Raw genomic sequence first — 23,601 nt, 5'->3', positions numbered from 1 at the left:
TATCGCGTCAGTCTTGCGGTCAGTTGCGCAGTGCGCCGAACGGGTCACCGCCCTTCGCCCCGCCGCCCGACGACGTGTTGGTCGGCGGCGGCGCAACGTTGGATTCGGCGGTCTGCGTCTGGGCCTTCTTCGTATGGACGACCGTACGACCCTTCTTGACTCGGCCCGTGGCGCGGGTCGTCGTTTCCGGCGGGAACAGCGCCGATTCACCCAGCGTGTCGCGCAGCTGCTTCGCGAGCGCCTGCGCATCCGACTTCGCGTCACCCGCGAGCGACGAATCCTGGCGCAGCTCGCCGAGCGACTGCGTCGCGATCCGCAGGCCGGCCACGGCCAGCACGCTCTTCGCCTGGCGGTCGGTCGCGTCGCGCTGCAGCGCTTCCTGCGCGGCAACGATTGCCTGGCCGTAATGGTTCTGGGCGAACTGGATTTGCGCGATGCGCGACCACGGCTCTTCGCGCGTCGGATCCGACTTCGCGAGCTGCTGGTACAGGCCGAGGGCCTTGTCCTGGTCCCCCGCCTTCGCAACTGCGTCCGCATCCGCCAGCGACTTGTTGAACACTTCGGCGGTCGGCGGCGCCGGAGGCTGGCTCGCACAGCCGGCGATCACGCCGCAAGCCACTACTACCCCAGACAGTTTTGCGAAGAGACGGTCTTTCATCGTTATATCCACCGGCGCGTGAGTTTTAAAATCGTTGAGAATCTGGTTCTTTTGCTTTGCAAGAAGCGCGCGGGTATAGTACCGATCAATTTTTCATAATTCAATCGTCGTGTGAAGAGTAATTCCTTTTAAAACTGGGCGCTACCCCCTCCAATGGCCTCTCGCAGCGGGCTCGCAGCGATTTTTTCTGGCGGCCGGAATGGGCAAGTTTTACTGGTTGCACGACGCGCCGCCCGGATGGCGGAAAAAATTTCCGGACGCCTGCCTCGACGCGGACGTGCTTAATAGTTGAACAGTGCAATGCCGGGGACACGCAGCGAACGCGGAAATACCCGGCAGATTTGACAGGGATAAAAGGCAGCCCGCCGGAAATACGATGAGATCGTTGATGATTCGCTACGCGCTGCCACTGGTTGCCTGCGCCCTCCTGGCCGGATGCGCGGCCGCCCCGCTGCTCGGCTCGGCCGCGAGCGCCGTGATGTCCGCGGCCGGTATCGGCAAGCCCGAGGTACCTGACGCGCAGAAGCCGCCGCGCAACCTCGGCATCACGCTGGCCGCCGCGCCGAACCTGAATGCCGCGACCGACCACAAGCCGCTCGCGCTCGTCGTACGCCTCTATACGCTGAAGGACCCGACGTCGTTCCAGCAGGCGCCGTTCGACGCATTCACGGATCCGACCAAGGAAAAGGCCGCATTGGGTGCCGATCTGCTGAACGTGCGTGAAATCACGCTGATTCCGGGCCAGCGCTATACGGCGACCGAGAAGGTTTCGCGCGAGGCGCAGGCATTCGGCATCGTCGCGCTGTTCCGCGATCCCGCACTCCAACGATGGAAACTGACGTTCGACCCGGCGAAGTCGGAGAAATCCGGCATAATCATCGGCCTGCATAATTGCGCGATGACGGTCACCGACGGCACTGTCATCGCACCGCAACAGGGTGCGCCTTCACAACCGCTGAATTTGCTTTCTTCGGTCTCCTGCGGTTAAACAATGACGCACGAATGTCAATTAACAAGAGTTAACAATTGGCGATTTAATTCGGGCACGAACAAATCGATTACATCGCAACGCGACATTAACCGGATTTGACATGAGTTATTCGGCCAAGGTGCTGTGGGGGGAAGGGCTGTTCCTCCGGCCTCAACACTTTCAGCGACAGGACGCGTACCACGAAGCGCGCCTGTTCGAATCGATCCAGGCGATCCAGCCGTACAACTGGGGCGTGCGCTCGGTGCGCATCGACCGCGATGCGCTCGGCAGCAACGTGCTGCGGGTGGCCGAGCTTGCGCTCGTGTTCCCGGACGGCGCACTGTATGCCGCGCCGCAGGCCGACGACCTGCCGCCGCCGATCGCGCTGGACACGCTGCCTGACGGCATCAACGAATTCGTGTTCTATCTCGCGCTGCACCCGCTGCGCGAGAACGGCACCAACTACAGCGACGATCCGGCCGCCGGCTTCATGACGCGCTTCGTCAGCGAGCAGGCGAGCGTCGGCGACAACTTCACCGACGCCGCCGAAGCCGACATCACGTTCCTGAAGACGCAGGTCAAGCTGATCGCGCACAGCGAACCGCGCGACCAGCTGCTGTCGGTGCCGCTCGTGCGCGTGCGCCGCACCGCGACGTCCGGTTTCGAGATCGACGACAGCTTCGTGCCGCCGTGCCTCGCGATCGACGCGTCGCCGATCCTCCACCAGCGGCTGCGCCAGCTCGTCGACGCGCTGCAGGCGAAGGTGAACGCGCTGTACGGCTTCCACCGCGAGCCGTCGAAGAACATCATCGAGTTCCGCTCGGGCGACATCGCGTCGTTCTGGCTGCTGCACACCGCGAACGCCGCGTTCGCGACGCTCGCGCACCTGCACCAGCATTCGGCGCTGCATCCGGAGCGGCTGTTCCAGGAACTGCTGCGCCTCGCAGGCCAACTGATGACGTTCTCGAAGGGCTATACGCTGGCTGATTTGCCGGTGTACCGCCATGACGATCCGGGCCCGAGCTTCGCGCGTCTCGACCTGATGCTGCGCGAGCTGCTCGACACCGTGATCTCGACGCGCTACTTCGCGATCACGCTCGACGAGGTGCGCCCGTCATTCCACCTCGGCCGCCTCGATTCCGGCAAGATCGACGACAAGACCGAGTTCTACCTGGCGGTGTCCGCGGACATGCCGAGCGTCGAGCTCGTCGATGCGGTGCCGGCCCGCTTCAAGGTCGGTGCGCCCGACGACGTCGACAAGCTCGTGCTGTCGGCCATGCCCGGCGTGCGGCTCTCGTACACGCCGCAGGTGCCGCCCGCGATTCCGGTGCGCCCCGGGGCGTGCTACTTCGCGCTCGATTCGCGTAGCCCGCTGTACGAGCGCATGCTGCAGGCCCAGTCCGCGATGATCTACGCGCCGACTGGCATCAATGACCTGAAATTCGAACTGATCGCGGTCACATCATGAGCTACGCGCCTTCCCTGTTCGGCGACAACGCGCCGGCCCCCCTGCATACGCCGGCGTCGACCGACGCCTCGTTCCAGGCCCGTTCGCTGCTCGACCTGCTTTACGACGGGTTCTTCATGCTGTTCCTGCTCAAGAACGGGCGGGAGCCGGAGAGCGCGGGCGAGTTCAGCACGCGCATCCAGGAATTCCTGTCGGACTTCGAGCGCGGCGCGAAGAAGCTGAATATCGCCGCTGAAGACGTGTACGGCGCGAAGTTCGCATTCTGCGCGGCGATCGACGAGATGGTGCTGTCGTCGCAGTTCAAGATCCGCACGGACTGGGAACGCCGGCCGCTGCAGCTCGTGCTGTTCGGCGAGCAGCTTGCGGGCGAGAAGTTCTACCAGTATCTCGAGGAATGTCGCGCGCAGGGTGCGGCGCGGCTGCAGTCGCTCGAGGTGTTTCACATGTGCCTGCTGCTCGGGTTCCAGGGGAAGTATCTGCTGGAAGGGCCGGAGAAGCTGGCCTACCTCACCGCGCGGCTGGGCGATGAGATCGCGCATATGAAGGGCAAGCGGGCGGCGTTTGCGCCGCATTGGCCGTTGCCGGATCAGATCGCACATCGACTCAAGCGTGAGGTGCCGGTTTGGGCGATTGGGGCGGTTTTTGCGCTGGTTGCACTGCTCGGATATCTCGGGCTCAACACGTATCTCAAGGACAAGACGCTGCAGGCGCTGGCGCCTTATTCGCAGGTGATCAAGGTCGGGCCGGAGTCGGCTAATTTGACGATTTCGTTGCCTTGAGGGGCTCGGGCAACGCTTCACGATGAAGAAGGACCGCCAAGCGGTCCTTCTTCATTGCGGCATCCGGTTTAGTCATGCTTGTGACTGCATGCCGTTCGGGCCCAGATCGAGGAAGTCGTCGTAGCGATCGAAATGATTGAGGCAGCGAACGACCTCCTCGATCGATGCGTCCGGTTTCTGACGATAGGCCAGATCGACGACGTCCTGAAAGTGCTCGCACGCGTACTGGAATACGTAACCAAGCTCGGTGACCCTCTCGGGGTAGATCTCGCGATCCTCATCGTCGACCTGTACCGTATCTCCGATGAAAATCGTCTGTTGCGGACACAGCTCCGCGTCGCCGTCCTTTCCGTAAACATCATATAGCCACGCGGGATCGTAGCCCGCCCGCCGCTCCGCCTTCGCACGGACAACGGCAATGAATTCGGCTAGCTGGAAAGTTCTATTCTTGAAATCTTCCGGGCCACGAATCCGCAATCCGATACGTTCGCACTCGATACGCGCGAGCAGTTGCTCTGCCTTGTCACGCTCGATCGCCAGCGTGCCGACATCGGTGTCGCTTGCTGCCGCAAGCGCCCTCTCCAGGAACGGCCGTGCCGATACACCACGTGACGTTTCACACATCAGTTCCCCAAGGGCGACGAGCGACTGCGCGAGCGCAACGCGATCGCCTTCCTGCTCGGCCTCGGCCAGCGCGAGACACAGTGCCGCTTCGCCGCGATCTCTCAGGCCGCGATCGAGCAGCATCAATGCCTTGCGGAGGGTTTGCCGCGCACTCACTGCGACGCCTCGTTGCCGGGATGATCCATCCAGATGTCCTCATAGCCGGCGTCGTCGATGATGAAACGTACGCCTGCCGGCAGCATCAAATAAGGCAAGACCAGCGGCAGGAATTGAGGCAGATGCGTGGCGTGCAGCGGCTGATAAAAATCGTCGGCATCCGAGTATTCGCCGCAATGAAAGAACCAGCTCACGTTCCGTCCTTCGGACAGCGTGATGCGCGTGCCATGGACGGGTGCTTTCCCGAGCGTCGACATGGCGACGGCGACCATGTCATCAGGTTCGACGACTGGCAGGTTGTATCGCGCACAAATGGCTTCCTGACGGGCACGCAGCCCAACCGGATCGTCTGTCATGTTCGTCATGCTCTTCCCGTCCTGTGGCGCACTAACCAGCTTGCCAGCATAGCTGCGGATCGGCCCGGCCGGACGATACGAAATAGGCGACCGCTTTCGCTGCCTTCACGCGATCCACACATTCCCGCGTCGGGTAGCTGCCGCGCTGGCCGCCGGCAACGAGTTCGATCGTTTCTTCCATCGGTGCCTCGGGTGTCGTCAGGTTCAGCAACACGGCATCGAGGCTCGATGCGATAAATACGACATACCGCCCGTCGTTACCTCCGCCAATTGTCATCACCACGCCATCGCTCGACTCGAATGCGACTGTCGAGCGATCGCGACCGTTCAGCCTGTCGACTGCCGCGATGGCTTGCGCGACGCTGTCGCATCGCGCTTCCGTCACGTGCGAGCGGTTGCCGATATAGGTTTCCTCGATCACTTTCGTGGTTCGCATTCGATGGCCTTCGCTGCCTGGTCAAATGGATGCGTTACGTTGACCGACCTGATCCGTCGTTCAATCGACTTTAGCTCGGAAGCCGCTGTACCTCAAATCGCGCGCAAGCATTCGCCTGGCACTGAACGCTCATGGTCACGTTCGGCGAGCGGCACGCGTTGGTGCGGACGAGATTGCCCTTCGCGAGATTCAACGTGAGACCGGGTGACGCCAGGAGTTTGTAGACACCCGGCTCGACCTGGCGCGCGGGAAGCTCTTCGTGAACAGGTACGTCGCCGGAGCTGCCTGCGTAGACGTAGATCAGGTCGTACTCTTGGTCGAAGTTGTGCATCTCATTCTCGCCGCGCGTGGGGCCGGGTTACGGTCAACAACTGGTGTCCGCAAGGCTATCGGTGTCGTGGCCATCTAATTTCCTGACACTACTCGCCTGCAATCACCCCTCGATCATCTTCATAAAAACCGCCGCGTCCGCATCCGGCAGTGCCTCACCTATCCTCGACTGGATCTCCTCAAGGAATTCTGGTCGGATCTCATACGAGTCGTCGAAGATATCGCGCGAATACTTCCCGACGTACAGATCGCACCAGATCCACAACGCGTGCGCGAAATGCGTGACGGATGGAGCGACGCGCAATGGTGTCCAGGCGCCCGCGCCGTGGCGGTCAAACAGCACATCGCCGTTCGGCACGACGATAACGGGATCGCCGCCCATCTGACCCAGCACGATCCAGTCGTCGTGCCATCCGGACAGCCGACGGCCCGATGCGTCGACACGATAACCGGTCTGCCCGATCGTGAGGCTCGCCTGGTTGCCGTATAACAGGAGGTCATCAGCGGTCCAGGGAATCGACAGGTCGACATTGTCGAGGGCGTTGAACCATGCGGCCGTTTCAGAGCTGACGGAGAGGGATTTCGCGTGCGTTGCATTGTCGGGCGCACGTGCGCCAATGCTTGCGTGCGCATCGACAGTGTCACGAATTTCGACGACGAACTGCTTCAGATCCCGATCGCGCATCGTGCCTCCTGTTGACTTCGCGCCTTGCCGAATCGATTGCGAACGATGCCGGTATCGCATCGAATACGCATCGATTCTCGCCGATCCGACGTTCACGCCGCATCGTCAAAATACCACTTCAGGAATACCGAGAACGAGGCCCAGCGTGCGTCGATTTTGCCGGCCATGAAGTGCGAATGTGCGGCCAAATCGTAATCGTGAACCGCACCGGACAGCGCATCGTACAAGTACATGCCCTCGCTTTCATCCGACGTCAGCGGCAACAGGTGATCGGGAAACCCGTATCGATCCCGCACGTAATCGAGCGACGCGACGATACCCGAGCAATCGAGCAGATCCCACAACTCGGCAACTGGACGCGGGCTGACGAATGGACCCTGGTACGCGAGATAGAAAGCCGCGAATTCGGTGTCGTGTTCGATCCCGAGACGGTCGAGCGCGTTGAGGACGCCCCGCGGGTCGTCACGTTCGACGTTACCGCTCTGTTTCGACAAATAGATGCGCACGTCGTCGGGGATCGTCATCGCTTTCTCGCCAAAAAACCGCACGTCACCGATTCCCATCGGGTGACGGCATGTCGGACGAAGTACGGGAGCGGAGTGCCGTCCCGTCGTTCTGTTCACGTCTCGTCAGAACAGGATAAATGCATCGTTCTCTACGTAGAAGACGAACGCGTCGAGCAATTGCACAACGCTCGGTTCGTCAACCTGGTCGTGGGCGTTGATCACGATGTCCTCGATCGTCGCGCTGTCCAAGGTGATCCGCCAGCCGGGTTGATTCGCGATGGCAGGTACAGCGTCGTCGCCCGCATCCTTGGTGTCTTCGGAGAACACACCTTCGGTATCGAGCGTCCACGGCATGGGTGGCAAGTAGAGCCAACCGGCGAAGTCGCCCGGGCGTTCGAGGATGTGTTTCAGCGATGCTTCAGTCACGGAAGTGGTCAACATGGGTGGTGCGGTTGTAGCTGGGGCAAATGCGCCGAGGGCTGGATAGAGGGGGCGAATCGCCTCCTTCTCCGCCTCCGATTACGTGACGGCACAAGCGCGTGGTTACTGTCGCGCTCGTGCAGCGAGCCGTGATTATGCCAATTTCGTACCGGTGAGATTCGCCCGCAGTTGTTGCTGGTCAAGTTGCCGGTGGTCGAATTTCTCGGTTGACGAAGCTGGTGGCGCGGGTAATGCGACGGACCGAACGCCCCCTGGCAAAGCGACCTTATATCGGCTCCCCGAAATACACGAAGTCAAAAACTTCAATCCAGTGCGCGAACTCGTTCGGCGCCACGGCACGCCAATGCCGAGCGGAATCGATGCGTCTGTCGGACGCAAACAAGACGACGTCTCCCACCGAGGCAGCGTGAATGGTCAGCACGATCAGACCGCCGCTTTCTGCCGCGAATATGGCACGTCGACAGGGTCCGGGATCCTCGATATCGTCGAAAAACACGACGCCGGATGGGGTCAGGTCTGCTTCCCGACAGCGCATGTACCCCCAGTCAGCGATCCTGACCGGGTGTGCCTGAAACGCGGCGTCGAGAGAGGAATAGTGGATCGTCACCAATGTCGAAATCAGGGTTCGCATCGGATCGTTTCGTAGATCTTGGCCGTGCCTTGGTCCGCGATGCTTTCGTTTGCTGCCGGTCTGGACGAAAGGACTACGCAGGTCCCCCCTTGCCACAGTCGCACAATCTCTCGCGACCCTCGTTTTTTCGCGACCGAAGTACTAGCCGGCGAACCGCAGCGGATTCATGATGCCCGCCCGCCGTGCCGCTTCGCTGATTGCATCGTATCAAGAGGGCTGCCAAGGGACAGCCCTCCGTCCTTCTTGGCCAGCTGAGATTGGAGCCTGTACAACGTCAGGACAATTTTTCAATTTCCGATATCACGTGATCAAGCAAATCATCATTGATGACGATCGAGAAATCCCACACCTCTTGATCTTCTCCAACAAGCACATATACATCACCGTCCTCTCTTTTCCAATGAACTGAACTATTCGCCGACTCCCCTACTAAGGAATAGTCGCTCCCCCGCCTTCCGAAATCGATGATCTTTCCCACATCAACGATCGACACATACACATTTAACTCCACCACCGGCGCCGAGAATTTAATGAGAACAGCCTTGCCGCCGCTCCGATCAAAGGCATGATCAACCGAGATCTCGAACTCAAAATCGCTCATTCATATCACCTCAATGTAAGTTGTCGACATCAATACCCTTGTCGGCAAGCTGGCCGGCGCAATTATGCTCCGAAGGTCCACAAGGATCACGCTTTGACGTTCCAACCGATTTTAATCCCATGACGCAATTCATCAAATTCTCTTCCGCATGCTTATTCTTAGAAGTAGGAACCCTCTTTATTCCAAGACTATCGGCCATTTCTCGTTGACTGGCATCAAACGTTGCTACTGCCAGCAAACAAGCCGCCAGACTCGTCCTGACCAACTGCAATCGTTCTTTGGTTTACGGCGGGCTTAAACTTTCCCGCCTCGCGGATTTTCTGCGCCAGTTTTCGAAGCGTCCCTCTCGGCTTACCCGTCACCGGATTGATGCCACATGAGCAAGTGCAGCCCGCCTCGGACTTCGATAGCCCTAACGGATCGACCCACTCGACCGGATTGGGCGCGTATTGATAGACGTTGATGCCGCCAGCGAGCCCGATGGGGTCTTTCGATATGAATCTGCTCGTCTGTGAATCGTAGTACCGATGCCGGTTATAGTGCAGCCCCGTCTCATCATCAACCTGCTGCCCCTGGAACCGCAATGGATTCCTAGGCACGATCCCCGCCGCCTTCGACGCCCGCGCGATCACCTCCCGCGCTTCGCCCCACGCCTTATACGACGCCTCCCACACCACATCGCCTTCGTCATCCGTCAGCAATTGCGGCGTGCCGATCTGGTCACAGTGGTAATAGAACGCGTGCGCCTCACCCACCCGTTCCGGCACCCGTTGCAACGGATCGTCTTCCGGTACATAGCGATCGGTCTCACGGCGTGACGGCGTCTCGAACCCGTCTACCGATGCACTCGCGTACTGCACCATCGGCACGAACGAACCCGCTTCGTAAAGATAATGCGTGCTGCCCTGCTCCCCGCTCTCATACGCCAGCGTATCGCCATCCCACCCGAACACCGTGCGCTCGCCATTCACCTCTTTCGCAATCCGACGCCCCAGCGCATCGTAGTAGTACCGCCCCTACCTACCGGCAGTACGAATACGTCGAATTTCCGCCAAAAAACCCTTCAGGATAATTATTTTATTCACGCAAATTACACCTCACGACTTCTGCAATCTCTCAATTTCCCCCCTCAAATCATCAATCGCCCCATTCAAATCTCCAAACACCGAATCCTCCTCATCCAACTCTCCACCGCCATTAACGAACCCAACAATCCCATCCCAAATTGATCTCAGTAATTCAACAGACGAAAAAGGCCCCATTCGCTCTCCCGCCGATTCGATATACACCCCCCCTCCGCTTACACGAAACACAACCGAGAACGATGAATCAACAGCCACAAAATTGACATTTCTTTTTTTACCCAAAACCAACAATGAATCAATCAACCCAACCATTGACAGATAGATCATCATCCTCAATCGCCCATCGCTCTTTGATGATATACACCTCCCATTAGAACGAAAACTCATCTCCCCCAAATCAAATCCAGACGGATCACCTTCACCGATTCTCTCCACATTAAACTGAAGCATCCTATTCACTCTCCACCGGGAAAACGGTAATTGTTCTGTTTCCATCATGAGAATCAAAAGTACCTCTAACTCGAGACCTCTTTCCGCCTACTTTCATTCTCTTTTCATACGTCTGAATTCTGCGCTTCGGATCAGATATGCGAGTTCCGTTCTTCACCAAGCACTCACATACACTCTGGAGCTCTTCTCGGGTCGTACTTGGTGGAAATAGATCGCCTGCGCCCGATATGTGTGTCCCACTGATATGACGTTCGTCAATATGCTGCCATCCTTCCTTACTGTTTCCGTCTTCGATGCGCGGCTTAGGTTCTTTTCGACCGGATAAACCTAACGGGTCGATCCAATCGACCGGGTTCGGTGCGTACTGGAATGCATTCAGTCCGCCTTCCAACCCAATCGGGTCCTTGCTGACGAACCGCCCACTGTTCGGATCGTAGTACCGATATCGGTTGTAGTGCAGCCCCGTCTCATCATCAACCTGCTGCCCCTGGAACCGCAGCGAATTCCTCGGCGTAATCCCCGCCGCCTTCGACGCCCGCGCGATCACCTCCCGCGCTTCCCCCCACGCCTTATACGACGCCTCCCACACCACATCGCCTTCGTCATCCGTCAGCAATTGCGGTGTGCCGATCTGGTCGCAGTGGTAATAGAACGCGTGCGCCTCACCCACCCGCTCCGGCAACCGTTGCAACGGATCGTCTTCCGGTACATAGCGATCGGTCTCACGGCGTGACGGCGTCTCGAACCCGTCTACCGATGCACTTACGTATTGCACCATCGGCACGAACGAACCCGCTTCGTAAAGGTAATGCGTGCTGCCCTGCTCCCCGCTCTCATACGCCAGCGTATCGCCGTCCCACCCGAACACCGTGCGCTCGCCATTCACCTCTTTCGCAATCCGACGCCCCAGCGCATCGTAGTAGTACCGCGACTCGCTCCTGCGAGCGACCTCGTCAACCGTCGCTGCAGTCATCCGATTGAACGCGTTCCACTCGTAACGCTGCTCACCCGCTGGCGATCTGCGATGAACGAGATTGCCGCGCGCGTCGTACGCGAAATGCTCCCCCGCGTATTGCTTCAACAGGTTGCCCAACACCTTGGGCACTTCCGCGGGGAACGTGCTCTCCGTAGCACGTACCGGACTCGGCCGGCTCTCCGTGCGAGGCGCTTCAACACGTGCCGGGTCGATGATGTTGCTCGCCGGATCGAACGCGAACCGCTCCTTGCCCGCCGGACCAATCGACTCCAGCAACCGTCCGACCGGATCGTAACGATAGTCCGTCAACCCTCTGCGATTGTCTTCAATCTGCACGAGTTGGCCTGCCGCGTCGTAGCGATACCGGTGCTCTGCCAGCGGCGCGGGTGCATTCGCACGCTGTACCGTGCGCTGCGCCAACCTGCCTGCGCGATCGTATGCAGTGTGTTGATCGATCTTGCTCGGCAGGGTACGTAATGTCTCGCGATGCAAATCGTCCCGCTCGATCTGAACGAGTTCCTTGCCGTCCAGCATCAGCCCGTGGACGTGTCCCGAGCCATATGTGAGCCAGTCGACAGCATGGCCGTCCGGCCGGACCGTTCTGATGCGGTTGCCGATTTCGTCGTACTGGTGATGCCACACGAAACTCCGGCTCGCGCCGAACAGGTCGTAAGCGTGATGCTCGCGCACCAGATTGCCGACCGGGTCGAAGAACCGTTGAACGCGGCTATATCGATTGCTGGCCTCGATCAATCGTCCCAGCGGATCGTAGGCGAAACGCTCCGCCTCTTCGCCGACCGAACGGCCATCAAGCCGTCCACCGCGATCGTGGGACATCGTCATGACCTGTCCCGCCTCGTCGACCGATTCGAGACGGCTGCTCGCCTCGCCATACGAATAGCGCGTGGCCTTCCCGTCGAAATCGATCTCCTCGATCAATCGGCCTGCTACGTCATAGCGGAACGTATAATTCGCGTGATTCTGGTCGGTCAGCCCGACGATCCGCCCGAGCCGGTCATAGCGATACGACAGCGATTGCCCCAATGCATCGGTGCGGATATTGATACGCCCGCTCGCGTCGTAGCCGTAACGCGTGTTGCGGTTCAGCGGATCAATATGGGTCAGCAGACGCCCTTCCGCGTCGTAGCTCAACTGCTCGCGCCCCGCCGGCGACACGATTTCGATCAACTGGCCATTCGCGCCATAACGGTATGCCGTCACCCCACCCTCTGCATCTTTCGCTTCCGAGAGGCGACCCTGGGCGTCATACGCCCACTGCGATGTCTTGCCCGAGCAGTCGGTATAGCTGATCAACTGGCCGACGTCGTCATACTTCAGCGCTTTTGCGCCCCCCTTGGCATCCTTGATCCGGGTAAGCAGCCCTCGCTCGTCGTACGCGTACTCGGTCTTGTGGCCGAGCGGATCGACCTCCGCAACCATGTTCCCCGCATCGTCATATTCACGCAGCCACGGGTGCCCAAGCGGATCGGTCACGCGGACGAGCTGGTCCTTCTGGTCATACGCCATCTCGACCACGCTGCCGTCGGTACGTTGATGGCGGACGAAGTTGCCGCGCGCATCGTATTCCATGCGCTCGACGGTACCGTCACGATGGATGTACTGAACGAGTTTGTCGTTCGCGTCCCGGTACATCCACTCTTCGCTACCGTCCGGATGAATCACACGGAACGAATAACCCTTGCTGTCGTAATAGTGATGCGTGACATTGCCAAGCGCGTCGGTCACGCTGACCATCCGGAAGTCCGGATGCCACGCGAGGCGAACCTCGTCGCTGCCGTCGTCGGCGTATTCGCGGAAGCATTTTGCCTTCGGCCCGTCACCGTTCCACTCGAGGTTCACACCTCGGCCGGTGCGATCGGTATATCGCGTCACGAGGTGGTGTCGATAACGGTATTCGCGGCGATTACCGTAGCGGTCCGTCGCCCCGATCAGATCGTTCTGGTCGTCGTACTCGTAGCTCGCAAGTGTGCCGATGTATTCGCCCTGCGCATCATGATGAGTAACGCCTACGATCCGCCCACGCACGTCATGTCGGAGTGCAACCTGAACGTGCGGTGCAATCAGGCGATGCAACCGCCCTTCCGCATCGTAGTCGAGCGTCACCTGATTGCCGGCACGGTCCTTGACGAATGCGAGACGGAACACGTTGCCGTGCCGTTCGTACGCTTCGAGCAGCACATGCCCGCGCGTCACCGTCAGCCACTGCTCGTCCAGCCGCAACAACGTTTGCCCCTCGGAAAGATCATCGTGCGCACTTCCGACGCGGAGCAGCGGGTATTCGATACTTCGTCCAGCGGCGTCGTGATAGACGAGCTTTTCCGCAGCAATATCGAAACGAGTCGTATATGGCGTAATCCAGCGTGCGCCCAGTTCGCCATGCTCGTCGTTCGCGTCGAAGAACGATCGATAGGTACGCTGCCAGGCAATGGGCAACGGCCCGTCGATCGTGAAATCTTCGTGATTGATTTGCTCGTCGCCGAGCGCGAATCCGATTGATCGCGGGGTGGCGACAGGTGGCGTCTTCACCGGGGTATGTGTCAGGCAGCAATTCGGCCCCGGATGATGCGCTTCAGTGGTTTTTTGAACCTCGTCAATTCGATGCTGCGCACGCGTCTCATTGACCTTCGCCGTCTTGTGTTCCTGAATCCCCGTCGTCTGCGGCTTCGGATTGCGCTTGCGCCAGCTGCGCATGCCGTCTTCACCGATCGTGATGATCCATCCGATCTTGCCCGCATCGTTCCCATCGAGCTCGCGAATGCACTTCTGGACCGTCGGAATCCGCTTGTAGATATCGTCAGCGAAGAGCTGCAGCTTCTTCGTCGAATTCGGGTCGATCAAATCGGCGGCCGAGGTCACCGTGTTGATAGCGATCTTCCCCTCGACCTTGCGAATATCCGAGAGGAATCCCCCGATATTGTCGAGGATCTTCCTTCCGTCATACGCAACGATAGCCGCCCCGACACCCTTCAGATGCGACCCGGCCGACTTCACGTTGTGCCCGACTTCGTACTTCTTCCCCGCCGCGTGTGCGAACACGTCGGCAATCGCCTTCATCAGATCGCCGATGAATTTGGCGCAGTGGTCGAGCAACTCCTTCAGCCCGTCACGTATCACCTTCAGGAATTTCTCGATCTCGCCCGCGTAACGCTCCTGCACGTTCGCCACCATCGCCGAGATGATCGAATCGCGCAGCGCCAGCATGGCAGCCTCCCCCGCTGCCTTGCCACTCTCGACGACCTTCTGTCGAATCAGCTTCAGCACCGGGCGCGCGCCAAGCCGAAGCTCGGCGGTAGCCGGCGGCAGCGGCACGACCCCGATCAGGTCGAGACCGAGGTTGACCCAGTCGAACATGTCGATCGGTTTGTCGCCATGCTCGATCATCGCCTTGATATCGAGCACCGCATCGACTGCCGCAAAGATATTGGCCAGGACCGGCACGTTCTCCGCGACCGTCTTTAGCCGGCCGACGTTGACGACGCCGCCGCTGACCTTGATCAGCCACTTGTCGAATGAATCGATGCCGGCTTGTACGTCGGCCTCCGTGATCTTCATGATCGGAGACACGAACACATCGGTAGGTTTGGGTTGAAGGACGCCCGCAGCGGTCATGATTTTTCTGTTCTCGAATAGGTGAAAGGGGCGACGCTCAGCTCATTTTCAGCACGGCTGCGGCGCTACGCGCCGACTGCGCGAGACCGCTGACCTGCTGGGCGGCGGCACTCAACTGGCCCGCTTGCGACAGCGCCGCCTGCGCCCCCGCCGGCAGCATATTGGCCGCAGCCTGCTGCGCGATACCGAGGCCCTGGCCTGCCACCGCCTTCGCCAACGCGGCTCCGCCCTGCGACGCCGAGCTCGCCAATCCCGCGACCGTTTTCGCCGCACCCAGTGCATTCGACGCACCCGCCGGCAACATGCCGCCTACCGCCTGCTGCGCCATGCCCATGCCTTGACCAACGGCGGCCTTCGCCAGCGCCGCGCCACCTTGCGTCGCCGCACCGGCCAGGCCCGTCAGCGCGCCGGCGGCACCGCCTGCCGCCGGCAGAAACGAGCCGAGCTGCGCCTGCGCGGTTTCCGCGGCGCCTGCCGCCGGCGCCGGATTGGCCGGCCATGACGCCACGTCGAAGCGGCTCGACTGCTGATCCTGCGAGCGGGGATCCTCCCCGAACTTCACCTGCACCGCCCCCGGTGGCAGGCCGCTCACGATCATGTGCCCGTTGTTGTCGAGCGCTCCTTTCTTCAACAGCCCGCCATTCGCATCGAACACGGAGAACAAACCGCCCTTCACCGGTTGGCCGTTCCCGTACGTATGCAACAACTCCAACTGTCCCGGCTGATCCGGCCGCGGGCTCGGCAACGGATACCCCATGCTCGCCGGCCCCGCGAACGTATGCGACGCACCCTTCACGTCCACCGCCCCCGGCGTATGGATCTCGATGTTCCCGCCTTGAATGCGGATATATCCACCACCGCTCGTCAGCAGAATCCCCTGATCGGCCGCGATCTCGATCCGGTCCGTCGCCGACACCACCTTCACCGCCTTCTGCGCGGTCACCTCGATGTTGTCCGACTGCGCCTGGATCTCGACCTTGCCCTTGCCCGCGAACAGCTTCATCCCCGCGTTCTGCACGAACAGGCTCAGCTTCTGCCCGATGCTCCCGATCAGCGACTTGCCCGCCGCAACGTGCACGCTCTGCCCGCTCGCCACGTTCACGTGATCGTTCGCGACCACATGCAGCGACTGCTGCGTCGACATCCCGATCCCCGATGGGCTGCCGAACAGCATCACCGGTTCCTTGAATGCATTCGCGTTACCCGTGCCGCCGCCTGCCGTGCGCCCGCCGGACGCGCTGCCCGATGCGCTGTCCTGCGTCGCATCCGTGAACGCGCGCATCGTGTCCTGCGCGTCCTTCATGCTTTCAGCCTGATGCTGCTCGCTCACGCCCGACATCGCCTCGACGAGGCTTTCGCCCGTCACGAGCTGCTGCTGCGCTTCCTTCACGTCGAGTGGCTGGCTGTTCGCCGCCTTCGGGTGCGTCGTCACGTACAGGCCCTGGCTCGCCCGCACCGCGCCATACGCATCCGAGCGCAGGTCGAAGCCGCTGCCGAGATACGACCCGCGCGAGTTGCCGCTCTGGTCGATGATGTAGCCCAGATGCAGCAGGCTGTTCGCGCAGCTGCTCATCAGCTGCACGCGGTTCTGGCCGGTCGCATCGTCCATCACGAGCTGGTTATAGCCGCTGCCCGAATATTCTTTCGACCGATAGCCCGACAGGATCCCGTCGGTATGCCATTGCGGCTGGTTCGCGCCGTTGTACACGCGCCCGACCGCGAGCGGCCGGTCGCAGTCGCCGCCGACGTAGTCGATCAGCACTTCCTCGCCGATGCGCGGCACGTGCACGCCGCCGTAGCCACCGCCCGTATCCGACTGCACGACGCGCACCCAGCACGACGCGTTCTCGTTGCCCGGATTCAACCGGTCCCACACGAACTGCACGCGGATCCGGTTCAACTCGTCGGTATAGACTTCCTCGCCCTGCGGCCCGACGACGATCGCCGTCTCGAGGTGCATCTCCGGCTTGTGATGCTCGAACGGGCTGCGATACGGCACGCTTACGCGTTGCGCTTCGACTTCGACGAGATAGAAGCCGGCCGATCCGTCGTCGTGCTGCACGCGAAACGCGGGATCGGTACCGTAGTTGTCCTGTGCCTGCGTCAACGCTTCGCGCAGGCTGTACGGAAAGTCCGCGCTGTCGCTTGCAACAGGCAGATTGTTCTCGATCCACCACGCCACCTCGATCGCGACGAATTCGCGCTGATCGGCGGGATCACGATCGTGCTCGGGATGATCGGCCAGCGTGAAGCGCCGGCCGGCATCGATCGCGCGCACCCCGCCTGCGCCATGGAAACGCTTCGCCCGCGACTCCCACTCCTCCATCTTGACCTTCGTCAGATGGTCGCCGCGCGTCTGGTCGAGATACGTGTAGGCGCCCGTGTACTCGTAGACTTCGAGTTGATCCGGCAACTCGCCCTGGCCGCCCATCGTCGGCAGCGACGTGCCTTTCGGGTTCGACGGCTGCGAAGGATTCTTGTAGTCGAACGTGCGCGTCGTGCGCGTCACGCTCTGCAGCATGCGCGTACCCGACCATTGCGTGAACGCGTCGGGTTCGCTAGCCGCGTCGCCGCGATAAAAACGCACGGTTTCCGGCGACAGCGGCGCGAACGCCTGCAGGTTGTCGGTGATCACGAGCGTATGCGACTTGCCGTCGTCGGCCTGCTGCCATGCGCAGTAGAGCCCCTCGCTCTCCATCAGCCGGTGCACGAAATGCCAGTCGGTGTCGTGCTGGCGCGTGTACGACCGGTTCGGCAGCGGCTTCGACAGCGCGAAGCGGAAATGCCCCTGCGCCTGCGGATGCTGGTTCAGCACGTCGCTGATGATCTGGTCGACGGTCGTATCGTTCCAGAGCCGCTGATCGCGACGAAACCTCAGGAAGTGGGTGAAATCGGCGAACGCGAGCTGATAGGTCGTGAGCCCGCCGTCGGCGCCCAGCCGGCGCGCGGTATGCACGTAGCCGTTGATCGGCCGGTAGCCGAGATCGCCCTGCTGGATCCACAACGTGACGGGCTGCGCGATCAGCTTTTTAAGTTCCACATCGCTGTCGGTCGACAGCACGTCGAGCGTGAACTCGTATGCGCGCCCGATACGAGAGCGACCGACTGCCCGCTGAACGGTCAGGACGTTGGCCCCCAATGGCGTATCGAGCTTCAGCAACCGGTCCTGCTGAAGCAATCCGCCGCGCAACGCGGCGATTGTGTTCTGCATGTTCATGAACGGCCTTTTTTCTTTTTGACACGCCCTCGGATGGCGCGAGCATTCGATTTTGCTCGCGCGATTTTACAGACAAAACTTCACACGCTCTCGAATCTGACCTGATTTAAACGAGCGGAATCCGATCAGCCCGCGTGTCACGCTGGCGGACGGCAATCACGCCCGCCGTCCGGCATATCGATGAAATCGCTTTCAATCAGGGCCAATTCGACTTCCGGCGCGGCCTGGTTGCGAGTAGTGTCTACGTGCCCGTCTTGCGGCCCGCCGCGCCCACCCGGCGCCGGCGCTCACCTCACACCACGCTGACCACTGGAGATCTGCGATGAAACGTTCGAAGTTCCTGCTGACGGGCCTGCTGCTCGCGTCGGCCCTCGGCTTTACGGCGGTCTCCGCGCACGCGGACGACCTGCTCGATTCAGTGAAGAAAGCCGGCGTGCTGCGCGTCGGCCTCGAAGGCACGTATCCGCCGTTCAACTCGCGCGGCACGTCGGGGCAACTGGAGGGTTTCGACGTCGACATCGCGAACGCGGTCGCCGGCAAGCTCGGCGTGAAGACGCAGTTCATCCCGACCGAATGGAGCGGCATCATCGCGGGCCTGCAGGCCGGCAAGTTCGACGTGATCGTCAATCAGGTCACGATCACGCCACAGCGCAAGGAAGTGCTCGACTTCAGCGAGCCGTACACGTATTCGGCCGCCCAGCTGATCCAGCGCAAGGACGACTCGCGCAACTTCAAGTCGCTCGACGACTTCAAGGGCAAGAAGCTCGGCGTGACGCTCGGCACCAACTATGACCAGATGGCGCGCACCGTGCCGGGCATCGAGGTGCAGACGTATCCGGGCGCGCCGGAAAAGCTGCGCGACCTCGCCGCCGGCCGGATCGAGGCGACGCTCGACGATCGCCTGATGCTGCCGTACATGATCAAGACGTCGAACCTGCCGCTGCGCGCGGGCGCGGTGCTGAACGGCGGCAAGCAGGAAATGGCGATCCCGTTCCGCAAGGGCAATCCGAAGTTCGAGAAAGCGATCAACGACGCGCTCGATTCGCTGCGCAAGGACGGCACGCTGAAGAAGATCTCGACGCACTGGTTCGGCAGCGACGTGACCGTGCCGGTCGCACAGTAAGCGGCCCGGCGCTTCGACGCGTCACGCCCGTCGTTTCGATGAAGGCGTGACGCGTCCCTTCAAGCCGCTTCGTCGAAGCGCGCGAGCAGCATCTGGCCGATCGGTGTCAGCGCCGGGCGCGCGGCCACGGCATTCATGCGTACCTGCGTATCGTCGACCAGCCGCTTCTCGACCAGCACGGCGAAGGCCGGATTCGACGGATCGACGCTGTCCGGCGCACGCGCGACGCGCAACAGCATCGAGAATTCATGCGGACTCAGCATGGTCCCTGTCTCCTGATCGTCCGCAGTCCGGTTCGAACCGTCGTCGATCGTATTTTCGAATGAAATGGCGCGATGCATGACCGCTGCGCCGCCGGGAGCGAGATCCCGGTCGGCCCCCACCTGCGACGCGGGCACGTCGTCGCGAGCGGGTTGCGCACGTTCCCGGTCCGGCGGTGCCGCCGCGACGGGAACGTGCAACGTTATGGGCGCACCATGACGCGACCGTGACAGGAAAACGGGGCGCGTCACACACCGCTTTCGGTTCGATGCCCCCACGATTGGCGAAGACGGGCCGTGTCGCCCGTCAGGCCGTCAGTTGCCCGCTCGCCGGCCGTTTCGCACCCCTTCATCGCGAATCGACCGAATACGGGAAACTCCCATGCTTCGATCCGTTCGCATGGCGCATGCAGCGCACGACCACGTGCACCGCGCGCCCGAGCGTCATCCCGACGAGCACGCCCCATACGATCGACGGTGGCGTGATCGTGATTCGTGTCGAGCGCGATCTGCTTGGGCGGTTGCGGATTCGCGTGCACGGGCAGCAGGAGATGCTGCCGGTCAGTCGTGCGTATGCAGGGTTGTTCAGGCAGATGTGATGGATGTTTGCTTGCTGCCGGGTAACACGATTTCCGCCTGCTCACGGAGTCCTCGACGGTGCGCTACGGCACGCCCATCAGCGCGACGTGGCAAATAGAGGTATCGAATGTGACGACGGTCCTTGTCCCCGCGACCGGCGACAAGCCCGGCGGTACCCGCTACACGATGAAGCCGATCTATAGGGCACGTGCCGATGGGGAGATGTGCCTCGATTCGGACGGTCTCGCGAAGAAGTGCGGTGCGGCGATGGGGGAAGATGTTCGGTGAAACGCTACGCTCTCGGCATAACAAGCCCTTGCAGAGATCCGTCGACACATATCTCGACACCGCTACGAGATGACTATCCGGTTCGATGGGGATGTTGCACGTGCCATCGTGTGTTGCATGCCGTGGTCCGAGAAAACTCAGGCCGGAGCAGCGCCAGCATTTCGCTAAAGCACCTCACGGCAACCGATGTAAAATCGCGCGGGCATTCCTCAGACGCTATCCGAGAGCGCTGCAAATATAACGAAAGGCTTACGATGAACGTGCAGAACCTTGCTGCCGCGCTACGTGGCGGCCTGATTCAGCAGGACCGGCTGTTGAAGCTTGATACACCGCTTGGTGCAAACGCGCTGACGGTACTCCGGGCCGTCGGCCGATCGACAATCGGTCGCGACTATGCTTTCACGCTGGACGTGGTATCGCCCGACAACGCCATCGAGCTGAAAAAGCTCATCGCGCAACCCGTCACACTCTGGCTTTCGCAGGTAAACGGGCAGTATCGCCCCATCCATGGCTATGTCTACACAGCACGCCAGCTGGGCGTGGATGGCGGGCTGACGACGTATCAGATCACGCTGCAAGCATGGATGCACGTGCTGAAATTCCGCCGCGATCAGAAGATCTGGATCGATAAGACGGCCGACGACATCGTATCCGACGTGCTGAACCAACACTCGGAAGCGCGCGGCCGTTTTCGGTTCGCACTGTCGCAAACACTGCCGAACCGGTCGTACACCCGGCAGAGCGAAACTGACTGGCATTTCGTGCACCGCCTGCTTGAGAGCGAAGGCCTGTTCGGTTACTGGGAACAGGCCGACGACGGACAATCGCACACGTTCGTGATCACCGACAGGCTGGCAGCATGTCCGGAGCTGTCGCCAACGACGGTTCCATTTTACCGAGGCGGAACCCGCATCGAAGCAGACGGGTTGACGCAATGGTCGGGTACACGCACCCTGCAAAGCGTCACACACACGACACGCACGTTCGACTACAAGAATCCTTCGCAGCCGTCGAATCCGAAGGGCACGTCGCTGCCGACGATGGGCGGACAGGGCGAACTGCCCGATCAGCTCGAGATCTACGAGTACACCGGCGCGTACACCTTCCAGCAACAACAGCATGGCGACCGGCTTTCCCACATCCGCATGGAAGAATGGGAATCGCGCGCCAAACGGTTCCACGGCGTCGGCGGCGCACGGGCCATCGATGCAGGGCGGCGTTTCGTGCTGTCGGGTCATCCCGTGCATGATCGCGACCCGGCGGACCAACGCGAATTCGCGACGATTTCGGTGACGTGGTGGATCGAAAACAACCTGCCTGCCAATCGCATGCAGGACTTTCCGCACAGTCTGCACCGCGACATCGACAAGGCGCGGACGAATCGGTCGGGCAACACGCCGACCACCCCGTCGCACGATGACGATTCGGCCGGTTTCTATCTCGTCGAAGTCGAAGCGCAACGCGTGAGCGTGCCGTATCGCAGCCCGTTCGAGCATCACAAGCCGGAGATGCACCTCGAGACGGCGATCGTCGTCGGGCCGCAGGGTGAGGAAGTCTATACCGATGAGTTGAACCGGATCCGCGTGCAGTTCGTGTGGGACCGGTTGAATCCGGGCAACGAGAACGCGTCGTGCTGGGTGCGCGTCGTGCAGTCGGATACGGGCGGCGGCTACGGCGGCGTGCACGTGCCGCGTATCGGCGAGGAAGTGCTGATCGACTACGTCGGCGGCGACTGCGACCGGCCGCTCGCGGTCGGTCGCGTGTACAACGGCGCGAACCAGCCGCAGTGGCATACCGACGGGATCCTGTCCGGGTATCGGTCGAAGGAGTATTCCGGCGGCGGCTACAACCAGCTCGTGATGGACGACGCGACCGGGCAGAACCGCGTGCAGCTGATGAGCAGCAGTGCGAACAGCCTGCTGCATCTGGGCTACATCATCGACCAGAGCGGCAATTCGCGCGGGTCGTATCTCGGCAGCGGCTTCGACCTGCGCTCCGATGCGTATGGCGCGGTGCGGGCAAGCCAGGGCCTGTACGTGACGACGCATCCGAAGGCGTCGAACAGCCAGCCGCTCGACGTGAAGGAAGCACAGCAGCAGCTCGTGACGGGCGAGAGCCTCGTCGAGGCGATGTCGGGCGTGAGCGAGCAGCATCAGGCGGAAAGCCTGAAGGACGCGCAGGACACGATGCGCGCGTTCACGGATGCGACGCAGGACAGCGCATCGGGCAGCGCGTCGGGCGGGCGCACGGCAGGCGGTGGCACGGGTAACGCAAACGCGTTCAAGGAGCCGGTGATGCTGTTCGGCAGCCCGTCGGGGATCGGGATGTCGACGCAGCAGTCGGTGCATGTGGTCGCGAACGATCACGTGAATGTGGCGAGCGGGCAGAGCGTGCACGTCGCGGCGGGCAAGTCGCTGATCGGGAGCATCGGGCAGAAGCTGAGCCTGTTCGTGCAGAACGCGGGGATGAAGCTGTTCGCGGGCAAGGGCAAGGTGGAGATCCAGGCGCAGTCGGACAATATCGAGGTGACCGCGCAGAAGGCGGTGAAGGTGGTGTCGGCGACGGGGCAGATCGAGATCGCAGCCGATCAGGGGATTCTGCTGACGAGCGGTGGCGCCTATATCCGGATCAAGGATGGCAACGTCGAGGTTCATGCACCCGGGAAGATCGATATCAAGGGTGCATCGCATACGTTCGCGGGGCCGGCAAGCATGGGGTATCCGCTGCCGAGCCCGCGGCCGGATCAGCCGGGGCAGTTGGAGTTGCTGCATCGTTACGCCAACGGCCAGCCAGTGAAAGGCGGCACGTTCTCCGTATTCGATGCAAGCGGCGGCTTGCTCAGGAGCGGCGCGCTCGACAACAGCGGTCATATGATCGTGAGTGGACTACCAGCCGGTGCAGCTCAAGTGAAGTTCGGTCATGATCCACGCGATCAGGACCAGGACGCCAGCCTCTTCCCCGTCGAACGCTGGCCAGCGCAGCCGCAGCAGAACGGCGCCGCCGATGCGACGATTGCCAAAGATCAGCTGGGCGGCTTGCTGCCCGCGGCAGCAAGTGCAGCCGGTGCCGGCGCGTTGACGAATGCAGCGGGCGTAGCGAACGCCGCCGGCCCATTGGCAGGATTCGCCAGCCAGGCCATGCAAGGCGCCCCCACCCTGGCCAGCGCCATCGCCGGTCAGGCCTCCGGCATCGCGCAGCAGGCCATCGTCGGGCAGCTGCCGGCCGCCGCGCAAGCCGCGTTGTCACAGGCGAGCCGGCTCACGGCAACCGCCCGGCAGCTCAGCAGTCTGGCGCAGACGGCGCGCAATGCAGCCCCCGCGCTCAAACTGACGTAAGCACCGTCTCGTCCAAC

At 61.5% G+C, this 23,601-nt stretch carries 19 protein-coding genes and 2 pseudogenes; 6 read left to right on the top strand and 15 right to left on the bottom strand.

The features are described 5' to 3' along the window. Positions 1 to 19: 19 nt before the first annotated feature. On the bottom strand, positions 20 to 658 hold the full coding sequence (locus tag CFB50_RS02230) for a tetratricopeptide repeat protein (RefSeq protein WP_069246990.1): 639 nt from the start codon (positions 656 to 658) through the stop codon (positions 20 to 22). Between the two features lie 376 nt (positions 659 to 1,034). Here CFB50_RS02230 and tssJ point away from each other — a divergent pair, with 376 nt between their 5' ends. From tssJ to icmH, 3 genes are all read left to right on the top strand, one after another. Continuing rightward, entirely contained in the window at positions 1,035 to 1,646 is a 612-nt protein-coding gene (gene tssJ, locus CFB50_RS02225) for a type VI secretion system lipoprotein TssJ (protein WP_069246989.1), read from the top strand. Positions 1,647 to 1,749: 103 nt separating this feature from the next. Next, positions 1,750 to 3,096 carry a type VI secretion system baseplate subunit TssK gene (gene tssK / locus CFB50_RS02220; protein WP_069246988.1) on the top strand — a complete coding sequence of 449 codons (1,347 nt, stop codon included), beginning with the start codon at positions 1,750 to 1,752 and terminating at the stop codon, positions 3,094 to 3,096. Beyond that, entirely contained in the window at positions 3,093 to 3,875 is a 783-nt protein-coding gene (gene icmH, locus CFB50_RS02215; RefSeq protein ID WP_089444849.1) for a type IVB secretion system protein IcmH/DotU, read from the top strand. The genes tssK and icmH overlap by 4 nt, the downstream gene beginning before the upstream one ends. Before the next feature lie 72 nt (positions 3,876 to 3,947). On the opposite strand, the gene CFB50_RS39865 is transcribed toward icmH, so the two are convergent. The 13 genes and pseudogenes from CFB50_RS39865 to tssI form a co-directional block, all read right to left on the bottom strand. Beyond that, positions 3,948 to 4,655, bottom strand: a complete 708-nt coding sequence (locus CFB50_RS39865) for a DUF7716 domain-containing protein (protein ID WP_256978716.1) — start codon at positions 4,653 to 4,655, stop codon at positions 3,948 to 3,950. Continuing rightward, a complete protein-coding gene (locus CFB50_RS02205; protein ID WP_256978715.1) occupies positions 4,652 to 5,020 on the bottom strand; it encodes an immunity protein Imm33 domain-containing protein in 369 nt (122 codons plus the stop codon). The genes CFB50_RS39865 and CFB50_RS02205 overlap by 4 nt, the downstream gene beginning before the upstream one ends. Positions 5,021 to 5,042: 22 nt before the next feature. Then, positions 5,043 to 5,447 carry an Imm1 family immunity protein gene (locus CFB50_RS02200; protein WP_089444848.1) on the bottom strand — a complete coding sequence of 135 codons (405 nt, stop codon included), beginning with the start codon at positions 5,445 to 5,447 and terminating at the stop codon, positions 5,043 to 5,045. Positions 5,448 to 5,517: 70 nt separating this feature from the next. Next, complete coding sequence (locus CFB50_RS02195) at positions 5,518 to 5,778, bottom strand: hypothetical protein (RefSeq protein ID WP_089444847.1); 261 nt, start codon at positions 5,776 to 5,778, stop codon at positions 5,518 to 5,520. 102 nt (positions 5,779 to 5,880) lie between these two features. Further along, entirely contained in the window at positions 5,881 to 6,462 is a 582-nt protein-coding gene (locus CFB50_RS02190; RefSeq protein ID WP_089444846.1) for a hypothetical protein, read from the bottom strand. 92 nt (positions 6,463 to 6,554) lie between these two features. Beyond that, positions 6,555 to 7,085 carry a hypothetical protein gene (locus CFB50_RS02185; protein WP_144020623.1) on the bottom strand — a complete coding sequence of 177 codons (531 nt, stop codon included), beginning with the start codon at positions 7,083 to 7,085 and terminating at the stop codon, positions 6,555 to 6,557. 6 nt (positions 7,086 to 7,091) lie between these two features. Then, complete coding sequence (locus CFB50_RS02180) at positions 7,092 to 7,409, bottom strand: DUF7716 domain-containing protein (protein WP_089444844.1); 318 nt, start codon at positions 7,407 to 7,409, stop codon at positions 7,092 to 7,094. 265 nt (positions 7,410 to 7,674) lie between these two features. Then, positions 7,675 to 8,040 (bottom strand): hypothetical protein, encoded by a 366-nt coding sequence (locus CFB50_RS02175; protein WP_089444843.1) that lies wholly within the window; start codon positions 8,038 to 8,040, stop codon positions 7,675 to 7,677. Between the two features lie 274 nt (positions 8,041 to 8,314). Further along, entirely contained in the window at positions 8,315 to 8,641 is a 327-nt protein-coding gene (locus CFB50_RS02170) for a hypothetical protein (RefSeq protein ID WP_089444842.1), read from the bottom strand. A gap of 404 nt (positions 8,642 to 9,045) precedes the next feature. After that, positions 9,046 to 9,654, bottom strand: a pseudogene (locus CFB50_RS40610) (RHS repeat-associated core domain-containing protein); the annotation flags it as partial. Between the two features lie 84 nt (positions 9,655 to 9,738). Beyond that, positions 9,739 to 10,056 (bottom strand): hypothetical protein, encoded by a 318-nt coding sequence (locus CFB50_RS38485; protein WP_144020622.1) that lies wholly within the window; start codon positions 10,054 to 10,056, stop codon positions 9,739 to 9,741. A gap of 121 nt (positions 10,057 to 10,177) precedes the next feature. Beyond that, on the bottom strand, positions 10,178 to 14,782 hold the full coding sequence (locus CFB50_RS02160; protein ID WP_256978714.1) for an RHS repeat-associated core domain-containing protein: 4,605 nt from the start codon (positions 14,780 to 14,782) through the stop codon (positions 10,178 to 10,180). A 37-nt stretch (positions 14,783 to 14,819) separates the two neighbouring features. Beyond that, entirely contained in the window at positions 14,820 to 17,999 is a 3,180-nt protein-coding gene (tssI, locus tag CFB50_RS02155) for a type VI secretion system Vgr family protein (protein WP_089444841.1), read from the bottom strand. Between the two features lie 322 nt (positions 18,000 to 18,321). On the opposite strand from tssI, the gene CFB50_RS02150 reads away from it, so the two are divergent. After that, the gene (locus CFB50_RS02150; RefSeq protein WP_089444840.1) at positions 18,322 to 19,122 is read left to right on the top strand and encodes a transporter substrate-binding domain-containing protein; all 801 of its coding nucleotides are present in this window, start codon (positions 18,322 to 18,324) and stop codon (positions 19,120 to 19,122) included. A 59-nt stretch (positions 19,123 to 19,181) separates the two neighbouring features. Here the strand turns inward: CFB50_RS02150 and CFB50_RS02145 are convergent, their stop codons facing one another. Further along, entirely contained in the window at positions 19,182 to 19,385 is a 204-nt protein-coding gene (locus tag CFB50_RS02145) for a hypothetical protein (RefSeq protein WP_011350748.1), read from the bottom strand. 476 nt (positions 19,386 to 19,861) lie between these two features. On the opposite strand from CFB50_RS02145, the pseudogene CFB50_RS40475 reads away from it, so the two are divergent. Both CFB50_RS40475 and CFB50_RS02130 read left to right on the top strand, forming a co-directional pair. Further along, positions 19,862 to 19,981, top strand: a pseudogene (locus tag CFB50_RS40475) (DNA-binding response regulator); the annotation flags it as partial. A gap of 522 nt (positions 19,982 to 20,503) precedes the next feature. Continuing rightward, the gene (locus CFB50_RS02130) at positions 20,504 to 23,584 is read left to right on the top strand and encodes a type VI secretion system Vgr family protein (protein ID WP_089444838.1); all 3,081 of its coding nucleotides are present in this window, start codon (positions 20,504 to 20,506) and stop codon (positions 23,582 to 23,584) included. The last annotated feature ends 17 nt before the right edge of the window (positions 23,585 to 23,601 follow it).

It is taken from the genome of Burkholderia sp. AU33423 (assembly GCF_002223135.1).
Classification (GTDB): domain Bacteria; phylum Pseudomonadota; class Gammaproteobacteria; order Burkholderiales; family Burkholderiaceae; genus Burkholderia; species Burkholderia lata_D.
Note: the sequence above shows the minus strand (reverse complement) of the source record. Positions and strands in the feature narration are given on the sequence as shown.